The sequence below is a fragment of the Natrinema pallidum genome (assembly GCF_005890195.1).
GTDB classification, from domain to species: Archaea; Halobacteriota; Halobacteria; order Halobacteriales; family Natrialbaceae; genus Natrinema; species Natrinema pallidum.
In genome coordinates this window covers 2,101,962-2,117,690 of the sequence record NZ_CP040637.1, presented here as the reverse complement: position 1 = coordinate 2,117,690, position 15,729 = coordinate 2,101,962, and the positions used below count along the sequence as shown (strand labels likewise).

Below are 15,729 nucleotides of genomic sequence, written 5' to 3'. Positions count from 1 at the left end.
ATCGACCGAACACGTACGGGAGCAGAGATAGCCGCCACCGGACCGAACCAATACCCATGCAATCAGCATCCTCGATCGTCGACCGCACCGATGCACCGGATGACCGACCGCAGGAGACGATCGACATCCGGTCGGCCGGCCCGCCGGAGCCGCTCCAACGGACGCTCGAGACGCTCGTCGACCTGTCCGACGAGACGGTTCTCGTCCAGCGAAACGACCGCGTTCCCCAATTCCTCTTTCCGAAACTGGACGACCGCGGCTACAGCTACGAGACGGTCGAACGCGACAACGATGTCGTGACCGTCATCTGGCGTGGCTGACGCCGTCGTACGGCGGGCGAATCGGCCGACGACTGACCGGTCGCAGGGTCACGGGAACGGGGACGATCACGGCCGGGAGAGTACGCAGGGATGACAACGGAACTCAGCCGACGACGGTTCGCGGACGTACTGGCAGCGACGGTAATCGCGGCGTACGTCCTCGTGGCGCTCGGGACCGCCGTCTCGACGACCGACAGCGCGGCCGCCTGCAGTGCGTGGCCGACCTGTGCTACTGATCCGATCGTCGGTTCGGCGACCGGCGACACCCTCCTCTACTGGGGCCATCGCGCGGCAGCGCTCGTGGCCGGCTGCCTCGTTCTCGCGTCCGGATTCGCCGCCCGCCGAGTCGAGGTCGGCCGTCGCGTGACCGGCCTCGTCGGCTGTGCGCTCGTCCTCTTTCCCGTCCAAGTCCTCCTCGGCGCGACGATCGCCGTCGGCGGCCCGTCGATCGCGGGCCCCATCCACCTCGCGCTCGCGATGGCCATCTTCGCCTGTCTCCTCGTCGCGCTCGTGTTCACTCTTGAAGACGGGACGCTCGAGGCGGAACCCGGCCGGATGACCCCGACGCCAGATGCGTCGACTGCCGGCGACGACGCCGGCGGGGCCCCGCAGTCGACTCCGCAGCCGACCGGCCGGATCGCCCGGCTCAAACGAACGACCGGCGCGTACCTGACGTTGACCAAACCGCGGCTGATGTGGCTGCTCTGTCTGGTCGCGCTGGCGGGGATGGGGCTGGCGACGCTCTCCGGTGCGGCGCTCGAGCCGTCGACGGCGCTCGCGACGCTCGCCGGCGGCGTCCTCGCGATCGGGGCGAGCGGGACGTTCAATCACGTCTACGAGCGCGACCGGGATCGGCGGATGGACCGGACCTCGGATCGGCCACTCGTCCACGACCTCGTTCCGGCGCGCAACGCCGTGGCGTTCGGGGTCGGGCTCACGGTCGGTTCGATGATCGTTCTCCTGACGTGGGTCAACGGGCTCGCGGCGGTGCTTACCCTCGCGGCGATCGGGTACTACGCTGTCCTCTATACGGCAGTATTGAAGCCGAACACGGCCTGGAACACGGTGTTAGGCGGCGGTGCGGGAGCGTTGCCCGCGGTCATCGGCTGGGTCGCCGTCACCGGGCGCGTCGGACTTCCCGCCGTCGCCCTCGCGGCGGTGATCTTCCTGTGGACGCCCGCTCACTTCTACAGCCTCGCGATCGCGTATCGCGACGACTACGCACGCGGGGGCTTCCCCATGTATCCGGTCGCCGAAGGCGTCGCCGCGGCGCGTCGCCACGTCGCGTTCTACCTCGGTGCGACGCTACTCGCCGCCAGCGGTCTGGGCTGGGTGGCCGGGCTCGGTTGGGTCTACGGAGTCACGTCGATCGCCCTCGGCACCGTCTTCCTGTGTTCGGTGGTCCGCCAGTTCCGCCGGCCGACCGACGAGGTCGCACTGCGGTCGTTTTACGTCTCGAACTACTACCTCGGGGCGATCCTCCTGGCGATCGTCCTCGAGACGCTCGTCATCGGGAGCTGATCGGACGAACTGCAACGGGACATCGTCGACGATCGAACGAGCGGCCCGGTGCCGCGTACTGAGCCGCGACGGACAATCGCCTTTTAGCCCGCTCCTGAACATGTCCGGCCCCACTCTTACCGTCCGAGAACCGTCGGTTCGGTTGAACTAGCTAGCCCCGCTAGACGAGCGTGAGTGCAGCGACTCGAGACCCGTTCGATCGATCGCCACGCCGGATCACAGACCCATGACACACCTCTCACGCCGTACCGTACTCCGCTCGACCGCCTGTACAGCCGGCCTCGCGTTGGCGGGCTGTCTCGCCGAGGGCATCGATCAGCCGGGCGACGAGCAGCCCCCGGAAAACGCCGGGGAACTCGGCACTCCCGCCGAAGCGGTCACGATCACGGCGAACTCCCGGCCGTATCCCGAGTTCGACCCACAGATCGTCCACGTCGTTCCCGGCGGGACCGTCGAGTGGCTCGTCGAGACCGGTCGCCACGACGTTACCGGCTATCATCAGGGGAGTCACGGCCCTCACCGAACCCCCGACGGCGTCGAACCGTGGGGAAGCGATCGACTGACCGGGGTCGGCTCCGAACACGAACACACATTCGATACCGAGGGCGTCTACGACTACGTCGACACCCAGCAGGTCTGTACCTCACACGAAGTCGCCGGGAACGTGGGCCGAATCGTCGTCGGCTGGCCCGATCCCGCCGACGAGCCTGCGATGGCCGACCCGCAGCCGGAACTCCCGTTACAGGTCGTCAACGCGATCGAACTGTTCAACGAGGAAACCCGTCCCGTACTCGAGGAGGCATGAACGGCGGCGTCTCGGGTCGGCCGTCACGCCTCGAGCCGTCCGGCGGACACGCCGTTCGGCGGGCAACCGTCGAATATGTTCGACCAGTTCTATCGGGGCGGGAATCCGAGCAGCGCTTTACCACCGACAGCCGCAACGATCACCTATCATGAGCCGCACAGATCAGACTCTCGATCGACGAACGGTGCTGCGGACAGTGGGCGCAGCGGCCATCGGCGCGTCCGTCGCGGGGTGTTCGGCCTTGAACAGCGCCGAGAGCGACGGCGACCGGCCCGTCCTGCCACCGCCCGAAAACCACGACCGGATCAAGGAATCGGGGATACCACACCCGATTTACGGGGAGGGGATCCCCGAAGCGACGGTCCCGGCACCGCTCCATGACCGCTCGATTACGACCACGGCGTTCACCGGCGACCGTCACCTGATGCTGACGTTCGTATACACCAGCTGTACGACCGTCTGTCCGGGACTGACCGCCGCCCTGCGGCGAGTCCAGGCCGATGCGACCGATCGCGACTACGCGGACGAGATCGCGTTCCTCCCGATGACGTTCGATCCGGAACACGACACGGCGGCCGTCCTCAAGTCCTACGGGACGGACCACGGCGTCGATTTCGACGCCGGGAACTGGTACTTCCTCCGGCCGGAAACGCCCGACGACGCGAAAGCCATCGTCCAAGACACGTTCGGCGTCGCGTTCGAGCAGGGCGACGAGTCGTCCGACGACGGGGACGAGATGGGTCACGACGACATGGCTCACAGCCGACAGTTCGTCCACACCTCCCTGATCCTACTCGTGAACAAGGAGGGCGTCGTCGAGCGGGCCTACACCGGCGGCTCTCCCGGCGGGAACGAAATCGTCGAGGACGCCCGGACCGTCGTGGAGGGGTGGTGACCGATGCGCCGTCGCGAGGTCCTCGTGGGAGTCACCGGACTCGCCGCGCTCGGCGGCGGTGCGCTCGCGGCCGGCGGATGGACCCCCCTCGAGAGCGGCGACGCCGTCGATCCGATCGAACTCGAGACGATCGACGCACCCGGAAGTACCGCGGGCACCGCCAGCGTTCCCGAACGCGGCCGCGTGACGTTCGTCGAACTGTTCGCCACCTGGTGTACCGTCTGTGAGAGCCAGATGGAACCGCTCGCGGCGGTCCACGAGACGGTCGACGACGAGGTCCAGTTCGTCTCCGCGACGAGCGAACCCGTCGGGAACACCATCACTCGAGCGGACATCGCGACCTGGTGGCGCGATCACGATGGCAACTGGCCCGTCGCACTCGATTCCGATCTCGAACTGACGGAGGCCCTCGACGCCTCGGGCGTCCCGTACGCGTTCGTGCTGGACGAAGCGAACGCAGTCACGTGGTCCGGCCGCGGGCGCAAATCGGCCGACGAGATCCGATCGGCGATCGACGCTGCCGGGGGTGGGTGACGTGACGAGCGGCGAACTCCTCGGCACCGTGGTGTTCGCCCTCGGTGCCGGCATCGCCACATTCTTTTCGCCGTGTGCGTACGCGCTCTTGCCCGGATACGTCGGCTACTACGTCGCCGCGACCGGCGACGAGACCGCGCCGCCGCTGTCGGGAACGCTCGCCCGCGGACTCGCCGCCGCCGCCGGCGCAGTGGGAGTCCTCGGTGCGCTCTCGATCGTCGCAGTCGTCGCGGGTGAGACGGTCGGCCAGGCGTTGCCGCTCCTCGAGTACGGCGTCGGCGTCGGGTTGGTAGCGCTCGGGATCTGGGTGGTGTACGGCGGGAGCGGTGCCGTCCACGTCCTCCTGCCCGAACGGCGGTCGACCGTTCTCGGGTTCGGTCTCTTCGGCGCGATGTACGCGCTGGCGGCGGTCGCCTGTGTCCTCCCGCTGTTCCTGGGGCTCGCGTTTCGGTCGCTGACGATGCCGCCGCTCGAGACGGCGCTGGTACTCGGCACGTACGCCATCGGGTTCGGGTCACTGACGGTCGCGATCACGGTCGCAACGGCATTCGGCTACGCACTGGGTGCTGGCCGCGTCGCCGGCTACGTCGACCGCGTGGTACGACTGGCCGGGGTCGTGCTGGTCGTGGCCGGCCTCGGCCAGCTATACGTCGCCGCAGTCTGACCTCGACCCGGCGGCGGCTCTTCTTCGTTCTGTCAGTATTAGCACCGGCCAACATCGAATTCGGCTCTGCAGACAGTCTGATGGGAATATGTGCGGGGGAATCGGTATGCGAGTTCCACAATGAAACCGGATCGAACAGAGCTATGGCACCGTCACAACGAACCGAATCAGAGCCGACGATGCAACGATTGTACGACCGCATCTGGCTACTCGCAGCGGCAGCGCTCCTGTTTTTCGCACTGTCGTACGTCGCGTGGGGCTGGATAGATGTCTTCTCGGTACCATTGGGGTGATTCGATGACATCACCGATCAAACCCCCGGACGGCAACTGGTGGGACCAACCCGTCAACAGGCGCGAATCGATCTGGCTCGGGCTCGGCGTCGGCTGGTCGCTGATCCTCTTCGGCTGGATGAGCGCCTGGACGCGGGTCGGCGACCAGAACCCCATCGGCGAGACCTTTCGCGTCGAGGCCGAGGAGTACCGCGAGAAGATGGCAGACTACAAGGAGCGCGCCGAGGACACCGACGACGGACTCGTCCCGCCGGAACAGGACGTCTATCTCCAGGCGATGCGGTTCCAGTGGGACGGTGCGCCGGTCGTCCTCGAGACGGGGATGGAGTACGACTTCCACCTCAACTCGATGGACGTCCAACACGGCTTCTCGCTCCGACCCGAGGACGCGCTGAGCAAGCAGATCAACCTGCAGGTGCTGCCCGGCTACGAGTGGGTCGTGCCGATGACATTCGACGAACCCGGCACCTACCACATCATCTGTAACGAGTTCTGTGGGCAGGGCCACCGGAGCATGCACGGCACGATCGTCGTGGAGGAGGGATAACGATGGCACACAGACTGGACGTTCTCGGCCTGTTCGACAACGAGTACCGCGATGACGGCTTCCGGACCTGCTCCGTGACGGGGCTCGAGGTCCACCGTTCCGTCGATAACCACGTCAAGCTGTTCGGGCTCACGGCGGTCGTCGCCCTGCTGTACGGTGGTATCTTCGCCTTCACCGTCGCGATGACCCGCTGGGAGGTGATCGGGCTGCTCGATCCCGGGGCCTTCTACACCCACCTGAGCCTGCACGCCTGGAACCTGCTGATTTTCTGGATGGTGTTCATGGAAATCGCCATCCTCTACGTCGGCGGTCCGATGGTGCTTGGCAGACGGCTGCCGTTTACGAACGTCGCGAAGGCCGGCTGGCTCGTCATGGCCGGCGGGGCCGTCCTGGTCAACTACGCCATTTGGACCACCGAGGCACCCAACGAGGCACCGCTGTTGACGGCCTACGTTCCGATGCCGATCTCGCCGCTGTTCTACGCGGGTGCAGTGGTCTTCATTCTGGGCACGGTCGTCGCGGCGCTGCCCTTCTTCGCGACGATGTGGTTCGAGAAGCGCGAGAACCCCGGCAAGACGCTGCCGCTGGTCAGCTTCGCCGCATTCGTCACGTCGATCATCGCCGTCGAGGCGCTGATCGGCGGCCTGCTCGCGTTCGGCCCCGCCCTGCTGTGGCGGCTCGAGATCATCGAGTGGTGGGACGCGGCCTGGTACCGCCAGATGTACTGGATCATCGGCCACGGCACCCAGCAGATCAACCTCGTGGCGATGATCGCGGTCTGGTACTTCCTGACCCACGTCGTCGCGGGCGCGGAGGTCGCCAGCGAGAAGGTCTCGCGGACGGCCTTCATCCTGTACCTGTTCTTCATCAATCTCGGGGCGGCACACCACCTGCTGTCCGATCCAGCCGTCTCGACCGGCTGGCGGATCTGGAACACGTCCTACGCGTTCTACGGGGCGACGTTCGCGAGCCTGATCCACGCGTTCGCCATTCCAGCTGGCCTCGAGGCCGGCCGGCGCAAACGCGGGAAAGGCGGCGGCCTGTTCGGCTGGCTGACATCCGCGCCGTGGTCGAACCCCGTGTTCTCCTCAACGATCTTCTCGATCATCCTCTTTGGCTTCCTCGGGGGGATTACGGGCGTCATGATGGGCCAGCTCCAGCTCAACATGACCTGGCACAACACGTTCGCGACCGTCGGACACTTCCACGGCACCGTCGTCCTCGGGACCACGGTTGCGTTCATGGGCCTGGTCTTCTTCGTGATCCGGACGATGTTCATGCGCCAGTATATTTCCGAGCGGCTGGCCTCGATCCAACCGTACTTCTACTCGGCCGCGATGGGCGTGGCCGTCCTGATGATGATGTACGTCGGCATCCTCTACGGGATCCCGCGCCGGACCGCCGAGGTCGTTGAGAACATCCCCGGCACCGAGTTCAGCCTCTCGGCCGCCGCGCCGCTGTTTGCCGTCTTCGGGATCTTCGCCCTGCTCGCGATCACTGGCGGGGTGTTGTTCGTCCTCGTAGCCGTCGGCTCGCTGGTCTTCGGTGACCGTGTCGAGAACGCGGCCGACAACGCCGACCTCGTCGCCGACGGCGGGCTCGGTATGGCACAGGACCCGGACGATCCCGTCCACGCCTACGAGATGCGGGGGACGTTCGTCCTCTGTTTGGTCTTCCTCGCGGCGTTCGTGATCACCTACCTGCTGAACTGGTATCTGCTCACGCAACTCTGGTCGATCGGAGCCTGACCGATCGGCCCCAATTCCCGACGGCCGAACCGACCGCCCTCGCGGGCGAATCGACTCCCGACTCATCCGATCCCCGACGAACGCATGATAGCATCCGACACCGACGCGACCGCATCGCCGCTCGAGTACGTCAGGCGCGTCCTCCGACAGGCCTGGCGTGACGTCTTGAGCGTGTACTACGCGAACACGCCGATCTGGCGGCTGTTCAAGAGCGTCGGTCTGCTCTTTTTCGGCTTCTTCTGCTGGACGGCGTCGAACCTCCTGTTCTCGTACGGCGTCGAATGGACGATCCTCGAGTACGTGCGGGCCTACGGCTTCGTCCTCATCCTCTGGGGGCCGCTGACCCACGCCGTGATCGTCCCGCTGGTGATCCGGCTTCGGCGAACTGCCGACCGGTCCATCGTCCGGACGATCGCCCGCAACGGGTCCAAGATCAATCTCTCGGTCTTCCTCGTGATCGTCCTGATTCTGGGGACGGCCCCGATCTCGCCGATGGTACTCGACTTCCAGCCGACCCTCGAGGGCGACTCGAGCGCGGACGTAAATCCCGATCTCACCTGTACGCGAGCGGCCGGAGAGATCACCTGCGAACTCTCCGAGTCCGAGGGGATCGACAGCGTCGTCGTGACCAGCGGCAGGAACGAGGTGGCGCGGACCGAAGACCCGCCGTACGACATCACGTTCCAAGCGGCCGACCTCGAGGAGACGGTCGGTCAGAAGGAGTTTATCGTCGAACTCCGCGACGCGGACGGCGAGACGCTTCGACGGTACCGGCGGCCCGTATCGTCGGTGTCCGAGGCATAGCCCTCGAGACACATCACACGAGGGCCGCAACGAAATCGCCCGCCGTGAGCGGATCCGGGGCGCTGGCTTCCCGCTCGGTCGACTCCACCGTCGTCGTGTCATCGTATCTGATCCTGGCCGCGCCGGTTTCGTCGACCGCGTAGACGACGCCACTGGCGCGACATCTGCGACCGAAACGGCACTGCCGTCGAGACAGTCGGCGATCGCTCCCGTTACCGCGCCGCCCGTCGCTAGCATCGCTCGTCGATTCGCATACTACCGTGTTGGTGAACCGACACATAAACCCGACTCGAGCGAAAACGGCCGTTTCAGTCATCGAGGGTCGGTATCGAGGCGGTGACGTGTCCGGCGTTCAGTCCTCGTGGCGTCCCGGTTCCCAGTTCATCGATCGTCCGAAAGTACCGACCGCGAGGAGTTGACGACGACGATGGCGCTGCTGGTCGCCATCGCGACGGCAGCGAACAGCGGGTTGAGCAACCCCGCCGCGGCCAGCGGGATCGCGACCGCGTTGTACAGCAGCGCCCAGCAGACGTTCTCGCGGATGCGCCGTCGTGTGCCCGCCGCGAGATCGAACACGGCGGGGACGGCGCGGAGATCGCTCCCGGTCACGACCGCGTCGGCGGCGTCGGTCGCGCGAGCGGTCCCGCTGTCGAGCGCGATCCCGACATCCGCGGCCGCCAGTGCGGGCGCGTCGTTGGTCCCGTCGCCGACCATTGCGGTGGGTCCCTCGTCGGCGAGTCGGCGTACGGTCTCGACCTTCCCGTCAGGCGGGACGCCCGCGAAGACCCGATCGACCGCCGGATGGTCGCGGAACGTCGTCGTCGCGGCTTCGTCGTCGCCCGTCAGGACGATCACCTCGCGGTCGGCGACCGACGCGAGGACCTCTCGCCACGCCGCCCGTCGGCGGTCCCCGACGATCGCGACGGCCCGCGCCCGCCCGTCGTAGCCGACGACCGCGGGGAGGTCGCCGTCCGCTCGAGCCTCGTCGATCGCCGCCTCGAGCGTCGCCGGGATCGGACCGACCAGCCGTTCGACGAGGTCGGGCGTTCCCACCACGACGCGGCGACGGGCCGGGAGCGACGGCTCGGACGCCTCGATATTGACCGTCGCACTCACGCCCTCGCCGGCGTGTCGTTCGAAGTCCGTCACCGCGAGGTCGCGGCCGCGAGGGAGTGGGTCGCCGGCCGCCGCGGCGTCGACGGTGCCGCCGTCGGACGCGACCGGTTCACCGCTCTCCGCGGTCGCCGGGCCGTCGGCTATGTGGGCAACGATGGCATCCGACACAGGGTGTTCGGAGCGGCGTTCGACGGCCGCGGCGAACGCGATCGCTGCGTCCTCGCCGCGGACCTCGCGGACCGACATCTCGCCGGCGGTCAGCGTGCCGGTCTTGTCGAAGACGACCGTCTCGGCGGCCGACGCCGACTCGAACAGGGTCGCGTTCGCGACGACGATACCGCGCTCTAAGGCGTCGCGCAGTCCGGACGCGACCGCCAGTGGCGTCGCCAGCCCCATCGCACAGGGACAGGAGACGACGAGTACCGTCAGCCCCGTCAACACGGCGTCGCCGACCGCCGTCCCCATCGCGAGCCGCCAGGCCGTGACGAGGACCGCGACGGTCACGACGAGGGGGATGAAGACCGTCGCGAGCCGGTCGGCCAGCCGCTGGACGCCCGGAGTCGTACTCTGGATTTCCCACATGAGCGTCGCGATCCGGTCGAGCGTACTCTCGGCGTCCGCGCCCACCTCGAGGACGAGCGCCCTGTCGGTCACGATCGCGCCGCCAACGACCCGATCGCCAGGCTCCTTGGTGACCGGCAGGGACTCCCCCGTGAGGACCGACTCGTCGACCGCCGCCGTCCCCTCACGGACGATCCCGTCGACCGGAATCCGCTCGCCCGGCTTGACGAGCAGTTCGTCGCCGGCCGCGAGCCGATCGACGGGGACCGTTTCGGTCCCCTCCGGTATTCGGCGGGTCGCTTCCCGGACCTGCGCGGCGGTCACGTCCGCGAGCAGATCGGTGGCCCGGCGCTTGATCCGGCGCTCGTAGTAGGTGCCAATCGAGACGATCATGATCACGGCGACGGTCACGTCGTAGTAGAGGTGGGTACTGCCCGTCGCCAGCGCGACCGTGCTGTAGGCGTAGGCCGAAACGGCGGCGACGGCGATCAGCAGGTCCATGTTCGGCTGGCCGACCCGCAGGCTAACGTACGCGCCCCGCAGGACGGGGTAGCCGGTATAGCACAGGACGCCGGCGGTCAACAGCCCGATCATCGCCATCGGCAGGTAGATCCCGACTGGCGAGGTCGCGTCGACCGAGAGGATGCCCGTCTCGATGCCGACGTAACTCGGATAGAGGTAGAACAGGTACCACGGCATGATCAACATCGCGAGGAAGCCGCCGACCAGCAGTCGCTGGACCAGTTCCGTCTCGTCTCGCCGGCCGCCGTCGCCGTCACGGAACCGCGCCTCGTAGCCGTAGCCCGAGAGCGTTTCGGGGAGATCGGCCCGCTCGAGCCGCTCGGGATCGTAGACCACCCGGGCGGTGTCGGTCGCATAGCTCGCCTCGACGGTCAGGATACCCGGCTCGTCCTCGCCCAGCAGCGAGACGAACCCTTCGCAGGTCGAGCAGTGCATCCCGTCGACCGCCAGGAACGTCTCCGCGGCTCCCGCAGGTACCTCGCGGTCGGCCGACTCCCGCGTGCGATCGACCACGTCCTCGCGCTCGAGTCCGTCGACGCCGTCGAGGGTCGCGCTCACCTCGAGACAGCCGCGACAGCAGAACGTCCCCTCGGCGTCGGCCGCGGTCACCGGTTCGTCGGGGATCGGCAGCCCGCAGAGCGAGCAGGAACTCATCTCACGGTCGAACGTCGTCGACGAGCCGGGTAGCCGTGGCCCCGAACTCGTTCGGGGAAGTCACCCGCGGGACAGTCGAGTCGGTTTCAACCGCGGTTCGACCGCCAGCAGTGGCCCCCCGTCACCGCGAGCCGCCACGGGAGCATAAAGCCGAGCCCGAGGCTAGCATTGACCAACAGGAACGCCGGCGGCGCACCGCCGGGAAACAGCGCGGATGAACGGATGGCACCACCGATCAGGGTCGCCGCGATCCATGCGGCGGCGACGGTCGCGAGCGTCCGACCGACCGACTCGAGGACCTGTCTCCGGTAGGCCCCGACCAACGGCGCGGCGATCGCCCAGCCGATCACGAACGGCGTCGCCGTTCGAATGGTGTAGGCCGGAAACGCCCACGGTTCGATCGCGTGCATGAACAACCCGACGCCGATGAACGCCACGACGACGAGCGCGTCGACGACGGCCAGCGACAGGACGAACGGTTCGACGACGATTCGACCGACCGACTTCGGGTGGATGCGCGATTCGATCATGCTAGTCGTCGAGCGCCGCACGGACCGGCGAGACGGGCCGGGATCGCCGGTAGCCCGGTACGGAGCGACTCGTTCGGAGCGACGCTCCCATCGGATGCGGTTCCTCTCCCGAACGTGTTCCGTCCGGCCGGTCGGCACCCGGTATCACCGGAGCCGGTCAATCAGCCAGATGTGTGAGGATTTCGTCGGTGAGCCGCGTCGGCGCTTCGTGTGGCACCCAGTGGCTCGTCTCCGGGAGCAACTCGAGCCGGCGCTGAGCACACAGCATCGCGCTGTCGACCGCGAGCGAGGGGACGAGCGCGGTGTCGTCCTCGCCCCAGACGACGAGCGTCGGGGGTTCGATCGGGTCAGTCGGCATCCGAGGCGGATACCGGGCGGCCGCTCGATACCAGTTCAGCATCGCCGTCAGCGCCCCCTTCCGGTCCCAGGCGCGGCGATAGCGTGCCAGTTCGTCCTCGCGGAACGTTCCCGGTGCGGCCGTCTCGCGCAGGGTTCGCTCGAGGACGCGGTAGTCGTCGTACCGGGCGACGCGTTCGGGAAGCCACGGCAACTGGAACCAGAGAGCGTACCAGCTCCGGCGTAGCTGCGCCGGATTCGACAGGAGTTGGCGGCGGTACGCGGTCGGATGCGGGGCGTTCACGATAGTCAATCGATCGACGACCTCGGGATGGTGGGCCGCAACCGACCAGGCGACCATGCCGCCCCAGTCGTGGCCGACGACGGCCGCGCGTTCGCGATCCTCGGTCCCGATCAGCTCGACCACGTCCCGCGTCAGTTCGGCGAGCCGGTACGAACCGACGCCATCGGGTTTCTCGCTTCGGTTGTAGCCGCGCTGATCCGGCACGACGACCCGATAGCCGGCCTCGACGAGCGGCTCGATCACCCGCCGCCAGCCGTACCAGAACTCGGGAAACCCGTGGAGCAAGACCACCAGCGGAGCCGACTCGTCACCGGCGGCGACGACGTACAGATCCACTCCATTGACCGTTCGTCGACTCGAGCGCAGTTCGACCGACGGAACGGTCGACTCGAGCGCCTCGTCCAAAGCGCTCCCGCGTGATTCCATGCCGTCGACTTGACCGAGAGCCAACATATCCGTTTGGGTCGGCTGCACTCGGTGGGTACCACTCGCCCGGATTGTAACCGCCGAAGCGGGCCGAATTCGGACCGAGCAGCGAAAACCGGCGGAATGGAGTATTTAATAGGCCACTATATCCCGGGTTTCGACGATCGGATTACTATCCGACGAGAACCATCGCGATGGTTGATCATACGTCCACCACTACGTTCAGATAGGACGATGACCCAATCCAATCTTACTCGACGACGGGCGATGCAGGCGATCGGAGCGACTGGCGCGCTGGCGGTGGCCGGCTGCCTCGGTGGCGAGAGTCAGGCGAACAGTGAGGAAGACGAGCCGGCGGCTGAGAGCGGGCTGCCGGCGGCCAAGTCCGTCGACGTCGACCGCATCGCGCGGGACCCCACGGACATCCCGCCACCGGTCGACTGGGACCAGCCCCGGGAACACGACGTCACGATCCGGACCGAGCGGGTCACCGCCGAGATCGAGCCGGGGGTCACCTTCGACTACATGACCTTCGAGGGGCAGGTGCCGGGGCCGATGCTCCGGGTTCGCCGGGGCGACCGGGTGAACCTCACGTTCGACGTGCCCGACGACCTGAACGTGGCGGCCCACAACATGGACTTCCACGCGGTCTACGGCCCCGGCGGCGGGGCCGACGCGACCACGATCGCGCCCGGGGACGACCCCACGCAGATCAGCTTCACCGCCGACTACGCGGGGGTGTTCATCTACCACTGCGCGATCCCGAACATGGACCAGCACATCAGTTCGGGTATGTTCGGCTCGATCCTCGTCGAACCCGAGGATGGCCTTCCCGAGGTCGACAACGAGTTCTACCTCGGCCAGCACGAGATCTACACGGACGGCGATCTCGGCGAAGAGGGCCACCACGGCTTCGACTTCGACGCCATGCTCAAGGAGGAACCCACCTACGTGGTGTTCAACGGCCAGGCCTACGGCTTCACCCCCGACGGCGGCGTCCCCATGGAAGCTACCACCGGCGAGACCGCCCGCGTGTACTTCGCCAACGGCGGCCCGAACCTGCTGAGTTCCTGGCACGCCATCGGCAACGTCTGGAGTCGCTTCTACCGCGACGGCGACCTCCTGACCGACCCCGACCGCAACGTCGAAACCGCACCCGTCGCCCCCGGCACCACCGCCGCGGCCGAGATGGAGTTCCCCGTCCCCGGCCCCGTCAAGATCGTCGACCACGCCCTCACCCGCGCCGCTCGCCGCGGCGCGCTCGGCGTCGTCGACGTCAGCGGCGACCCCACCCGGGACATCTACGACGCGGACCCGTAACGGCACTCTCCCGCTCGAGTTGATTTCCCATTTGATCACCCGTTTTCGGGAACTACGGACGCGCTGCTTGTAGCCGCCGAACCGCCCCGCAGTCGCGGGGAACGCCGTTACGTCCAGACGCGGAGACAGTCGGTCGAACAGAAGTGCAGTTGGACGTGGTCCTGCCCCGCCGGTTCGACGTGGGTCGTTAACGTGTAGGCGACCTCGTCGGCGTCACAGTTATCGCAGTGCATACTGTCAGCGTCGACGGAATCGGCCTTGAGTATACAGTTGTTAACCGCTCGCTCACGAGCGAGCGAGACAGTAGTATCGTATTAACAGTCGGTAACACGGTATTGAACGAGCGGTTCGTCGGCGGGTTCGGACGACTCAGACCGCCGCCCCGTCTTCGGCCTCGAGCAGTTCGTGGTACCGGTTCCGAATGGTCACTTCGGAGATGCTCGCGACCTCGCTGACGTCGTTTTGGGTGACCTGTTCGTTCGTCAGAAGCGCGGCGGCGTACACCGCCGCTGCGGCGAGGCCGACGGGGGATTTGCCGCTGTGAATCCCCTTTTCCTTGGCCGTCGCCAGGAGATCGCGAGCGCGCAGTTCGGTCTCGTCGGAGAGGTCGAGATCGCTGGCGAAGCGGGGCACGTAGCTCTCGGGATCGGCTGGCTGTACCTCCAGTCCGAGTTCACGGATGACGTACCGGTAGGTTCGGGCGACTTCGGCTTTGTCGACCCTGGAGACGGCGGAAATTTCGTCCAGGCTACGCGGGGTTCCGGCCTGGCGAGCGGCGGCGTACAGCGACGCGGTCGCGACGCCTTCGATCGAACGCCCCGGCAGGAGGTCATCCTCGAGCGCACGGCGGTAAATAACGCTGGCAGTCTCGCGAACGTTGTCGGGGAGGCCGAGCGCGGAGGCCATTCGGTCGATTTCGCCCAGCGCCTGCTTGAGGTTTCGTTCTCTGGAGTTGCGAGTGCGGAACCGCTCGTTCCAGGTGCGAAGACGCTGCATTTTCTCGCGTTGGCGGGAACTCAGGGACTTCCCGTAAGCGTCCTTGTCCTGCCAGCCGATGTTCGTCGAAAGCCCCTGATCGTGCATCATGTTGGTCGTCGGCGCACCGACGCGGGACTTCTCGTCTTTCTCGGCGGCATCGAAGGCGCGCCACTCGGGGCCGCGATCGATCTCGCCTTCCTCGACGACGAGCCCGCAGTCCGCACAGACTGTCTCGGCGTGTTCGTCGTCGGCGATCAGCCGGCCGTTACACTCCGGACAGTGCGCTCGCTCAGTGGTCGTTTCGGCCGACGCGTCGCTCTCGGTTTCGGGCGCGGTCCGGGTTCGCTCGTCGGTCTGCGTTCGGGTGGGAGTGTCAGTCATTGTCGGCGAATCGGGAGCCTGCCGCTGGAAGACGTTCTCTCGCCCTATCGTAACGAATTGCTGTCACTTAAACGCTGGGATCGCCGTCGGGGAACAGGGCAGCGTCGTCCGACACCCAACCCCGGGAACGAGCCGCGGTCGTCCCGACCGTATCGAAACCCTTACTCTCCGGAGGCCGGTGCGAACACGTATGAGCGACGACGCCGTCAGTCCCGAGGACGTCCGCCACGTCGCGGACCTGGCTCGCGTCGACCTCGACGACGACGAGGTCGACCGGTTCACCGAGCAGTTCGCGGACATCCTCGAGTACTTCGAGACCCTGGACGAGGTGCCGGAAGTCGATCGCGAGACCGACCTCACGAACGTGATGCGTCCCGACGAGGAACGGCAGTCCCTCGAGAGCGAGGCCGCGCTCGGAAACGCGCCGGAAACCGAGGACGGCTACTTCAAAGGCCCCAACGTCTCGTGAT

17 protein-coding genes are annotated in these 15,729 nt (G+C 67.0%); 12 read left to right on the top strand and 5 right to left on the bottom strand.

All coding sequences use genetic code 11. The annotated features are described in order from the left end of the window. Positions 1–56: 56 nt before the first annotated feature. The 10 genes from FGF80_RS10580 (at position 57) to FGF80_RS10540 (ending at position 8,131) form a co-directional block, all read left to right on the top strand. Entirely contained in the window at positions 57–320 is a 264-nt protein-coding gene (locus FGF80_RS10580; RefSeq protein WP_138653901.1) for a DUF2249 domain-containing protein, read from the top strand. Between the two features lie 90 nt (positions 321–410). Continuing rightward, a complete protein-coding gene (gene cyoE / locus FGF80_RS10575) occupies positions 411–1,841 on the top strand; it encodes a heme o synthase (RefSeq protein ID WP_138653899.1) in 1,431 nt (476 codons plus the stop codon). Positions 1,842–2,067: 226 nt separating this feature from the next. Next, positions 2,068–2,646 (top strand): plastocyanin/azurin family copper-binding protein, encoded by a 579-nt coding sequence (locus tag FGF80_RS10570; RefSeq protein ID WP_138653897.1) that lies wholly within the window; start codon positions 2,068–2,070, stop codon positions 2,644–2,646. Between the two features lie 148 nt (positions 2,647–2,794). After that, positions 2,795–3,541, top strand: coding sequence for an SCO family protein (locus FGF80_RS10565; RefSeq protein WP_138653895.1), 747 nt, complete (start codon positions 2,795–2,797; stop codon positions 3,539–3,541). Positions 3,542–3,544: 3 nt separating this feature from the next. Then, positions 3,545–4,075, top strand: a complete 531-nt coding sequence (locus tag FGF80_RS10560; protein WP_138653893.1) for a TlpA family protein disulfide reductase — start codon at positions 3,545–3,547, stop codon at positions 4,073–4,075. Position 4,076: 1 nt separating this feature from the next. Next, positions 4,077–4,739 carry a cytochrome c biogenesis protein CcdA gene (locus FGF80_RS10555; RefSeq protein WP_138655517.1) on the top strand — a complete coding sequence of 221 codons (663 nt, stop codon included), beginning with the start codon at positions 4,077–4,079 and terminating at the stop codon, positions 4,737–4,739. 143 nt (positions 4,740–4,882) lie between these two features. Next, positions 4,883–5,032, top strand: a complete 150-nt coding sequence (locus FGF80_RS19180) for a hypothetical protein (RefSeq protein WP_162471319.1) — start codon at positions 4,883–4,885, stop codon at positions 5,030–5,032. 4 nt (positions 5,033–5,036) lie between these two features. Then, on the top strand, positions 5,037–5,579 hold the full coding sequence (locus FGF80_RS10550; protein ID WP_138653891.1) for a cupredoxin domain-containing protein: 543 nt from the start codon (positions 5,037–5,039) through the stop codon (positions 5,577–5,579). A 2-nt stretch (positions 5,580–5,581) separates the two neighbouring features. Further along, positions 5,582–7,327, top strand: a complete 1,746-nt coding sequence (locus FGF80_RS10545; protein WP_138653889.1) for a cytochrome c oxidase subunit I — start codon at positions 5,582–5,584, stop codon at positions 7,325–7,327. A gap of 84 nt (positions 7,328–7,411) precedes the next feature. Continuing rightward, positions 7,412–8,131, top strand: coding sequence for a hypothetical protein (locus FGF80_RS10540; protein ID WP_138653887.1), 720 nt, complete (start codon positions 7,412–7,414; stop codon positions 8,129–8,131). Between the two features lie 381 nt (positions 8,132–8,512). Here FGF80_RS10540 and FGF80_RS10535 read toward each other — a convergent pair whose 3' ends face one another. From FGF80_RS10535 to FGF80_RS10525, 3 genes are all read right to left on the bottom strand, one after another. After that, positions 8,513–10,984 (bottom strand): heavy metal translocating P-type ATPase, encoded by a 2,472-nt coding sequence (locus FGF80_RS10535; protein WP_138653885.1) that lies wholly within the window; start codon positions 10,982–10,984, stop codon positions 8,513–8,515. Positions 10,985–11,070: 86 nt separating this feature from the next. Then, positions 11,071–11,514 (bottom strand): DUF3054 domain-containing protein, encoded by a 444-nt coding sequence (locus FGF80_RS10530; protein WP_138653883.1) that lies wholly within the window; start codon positions 11,512–11,514, stop codon positions 11,071–11,073. A 157-nt stretch (positions 11,515–11,671) separates the two neighbouring features. Continuing rightward, a complete protein-coding gene (locus tag FGF80_RS10525; RefSeq protein ID WP_138653881.1) occupies positions 11,672–12,580 on the bottom strand; it encodes an alpha/beta fold hydrolase in 909 nt (302 codons plus the stop codon). A gap of 267 nt (positions 12,581–12,847) precedes the next feature. Between FGF80_RS10525 and nirK the strand changes: the two genes are divergently transcribed. Next, positions 12,848–13,900: a copper-containing nitrite reductase gene (gene nirK, locus FGF80_RS10520; protein WP_175417022.1), complete on the top strand. Its 1,053-nt coding sequence runs from the start codon at positions 12,848–12,850 to the stop codon at positions 13,898–13,900. A 107-nt stretch (positions 13,901–14,007) separates the two neighbouring features. On the opposite strand, the gene FGF80_RS19775 is transcribed toward nirK, so the two are convergent. Together FGF80_RS19775 and FGF80_RS10515 are read right to left on the bottom strand one after the other, a co-directional pair. Then, positions 14,008–14,133 (bottom strand): hypothetical protein, encoded by a 126-nt coding sequence (locus FGF80_RS19775; protein ID WP_007108561.1) that lies wholly within the window; start codon positions 14,131–14,133, stop codon positions 14,008–14,010. 136 nt (positions 14,134–14,269) lie between these two features. Further along, positions 14,270–15,259, bottom strand: a complete 990-nt coding sequence (locus FGF80_RS10515; RefSeq protein ID WP_138653877.1) for a transcription initiation factor IIB — start codon at positions 15,257–15,259, stop codon at positions 14,270–14,272. 190 nt (positions 15,260–15,449) lie between these two features. On the opposite strand from FGF80_RS10515, the gene gatC reads away from it, so the two are divergent. Next, a complete protein-coding gene (gene gatC / locus FGF80_RS10510) occupies positions 15,450–15,728 on the top strand; it encodes an Asp-tRNA(Asn)/Glu-tRNA(Gln) amidotransferase subunit GatC (protein WP_138653875.1) in 279 nt (92 codons plus the stop codon). Position 15,729 lies beyond the last annotated feature (1 nt).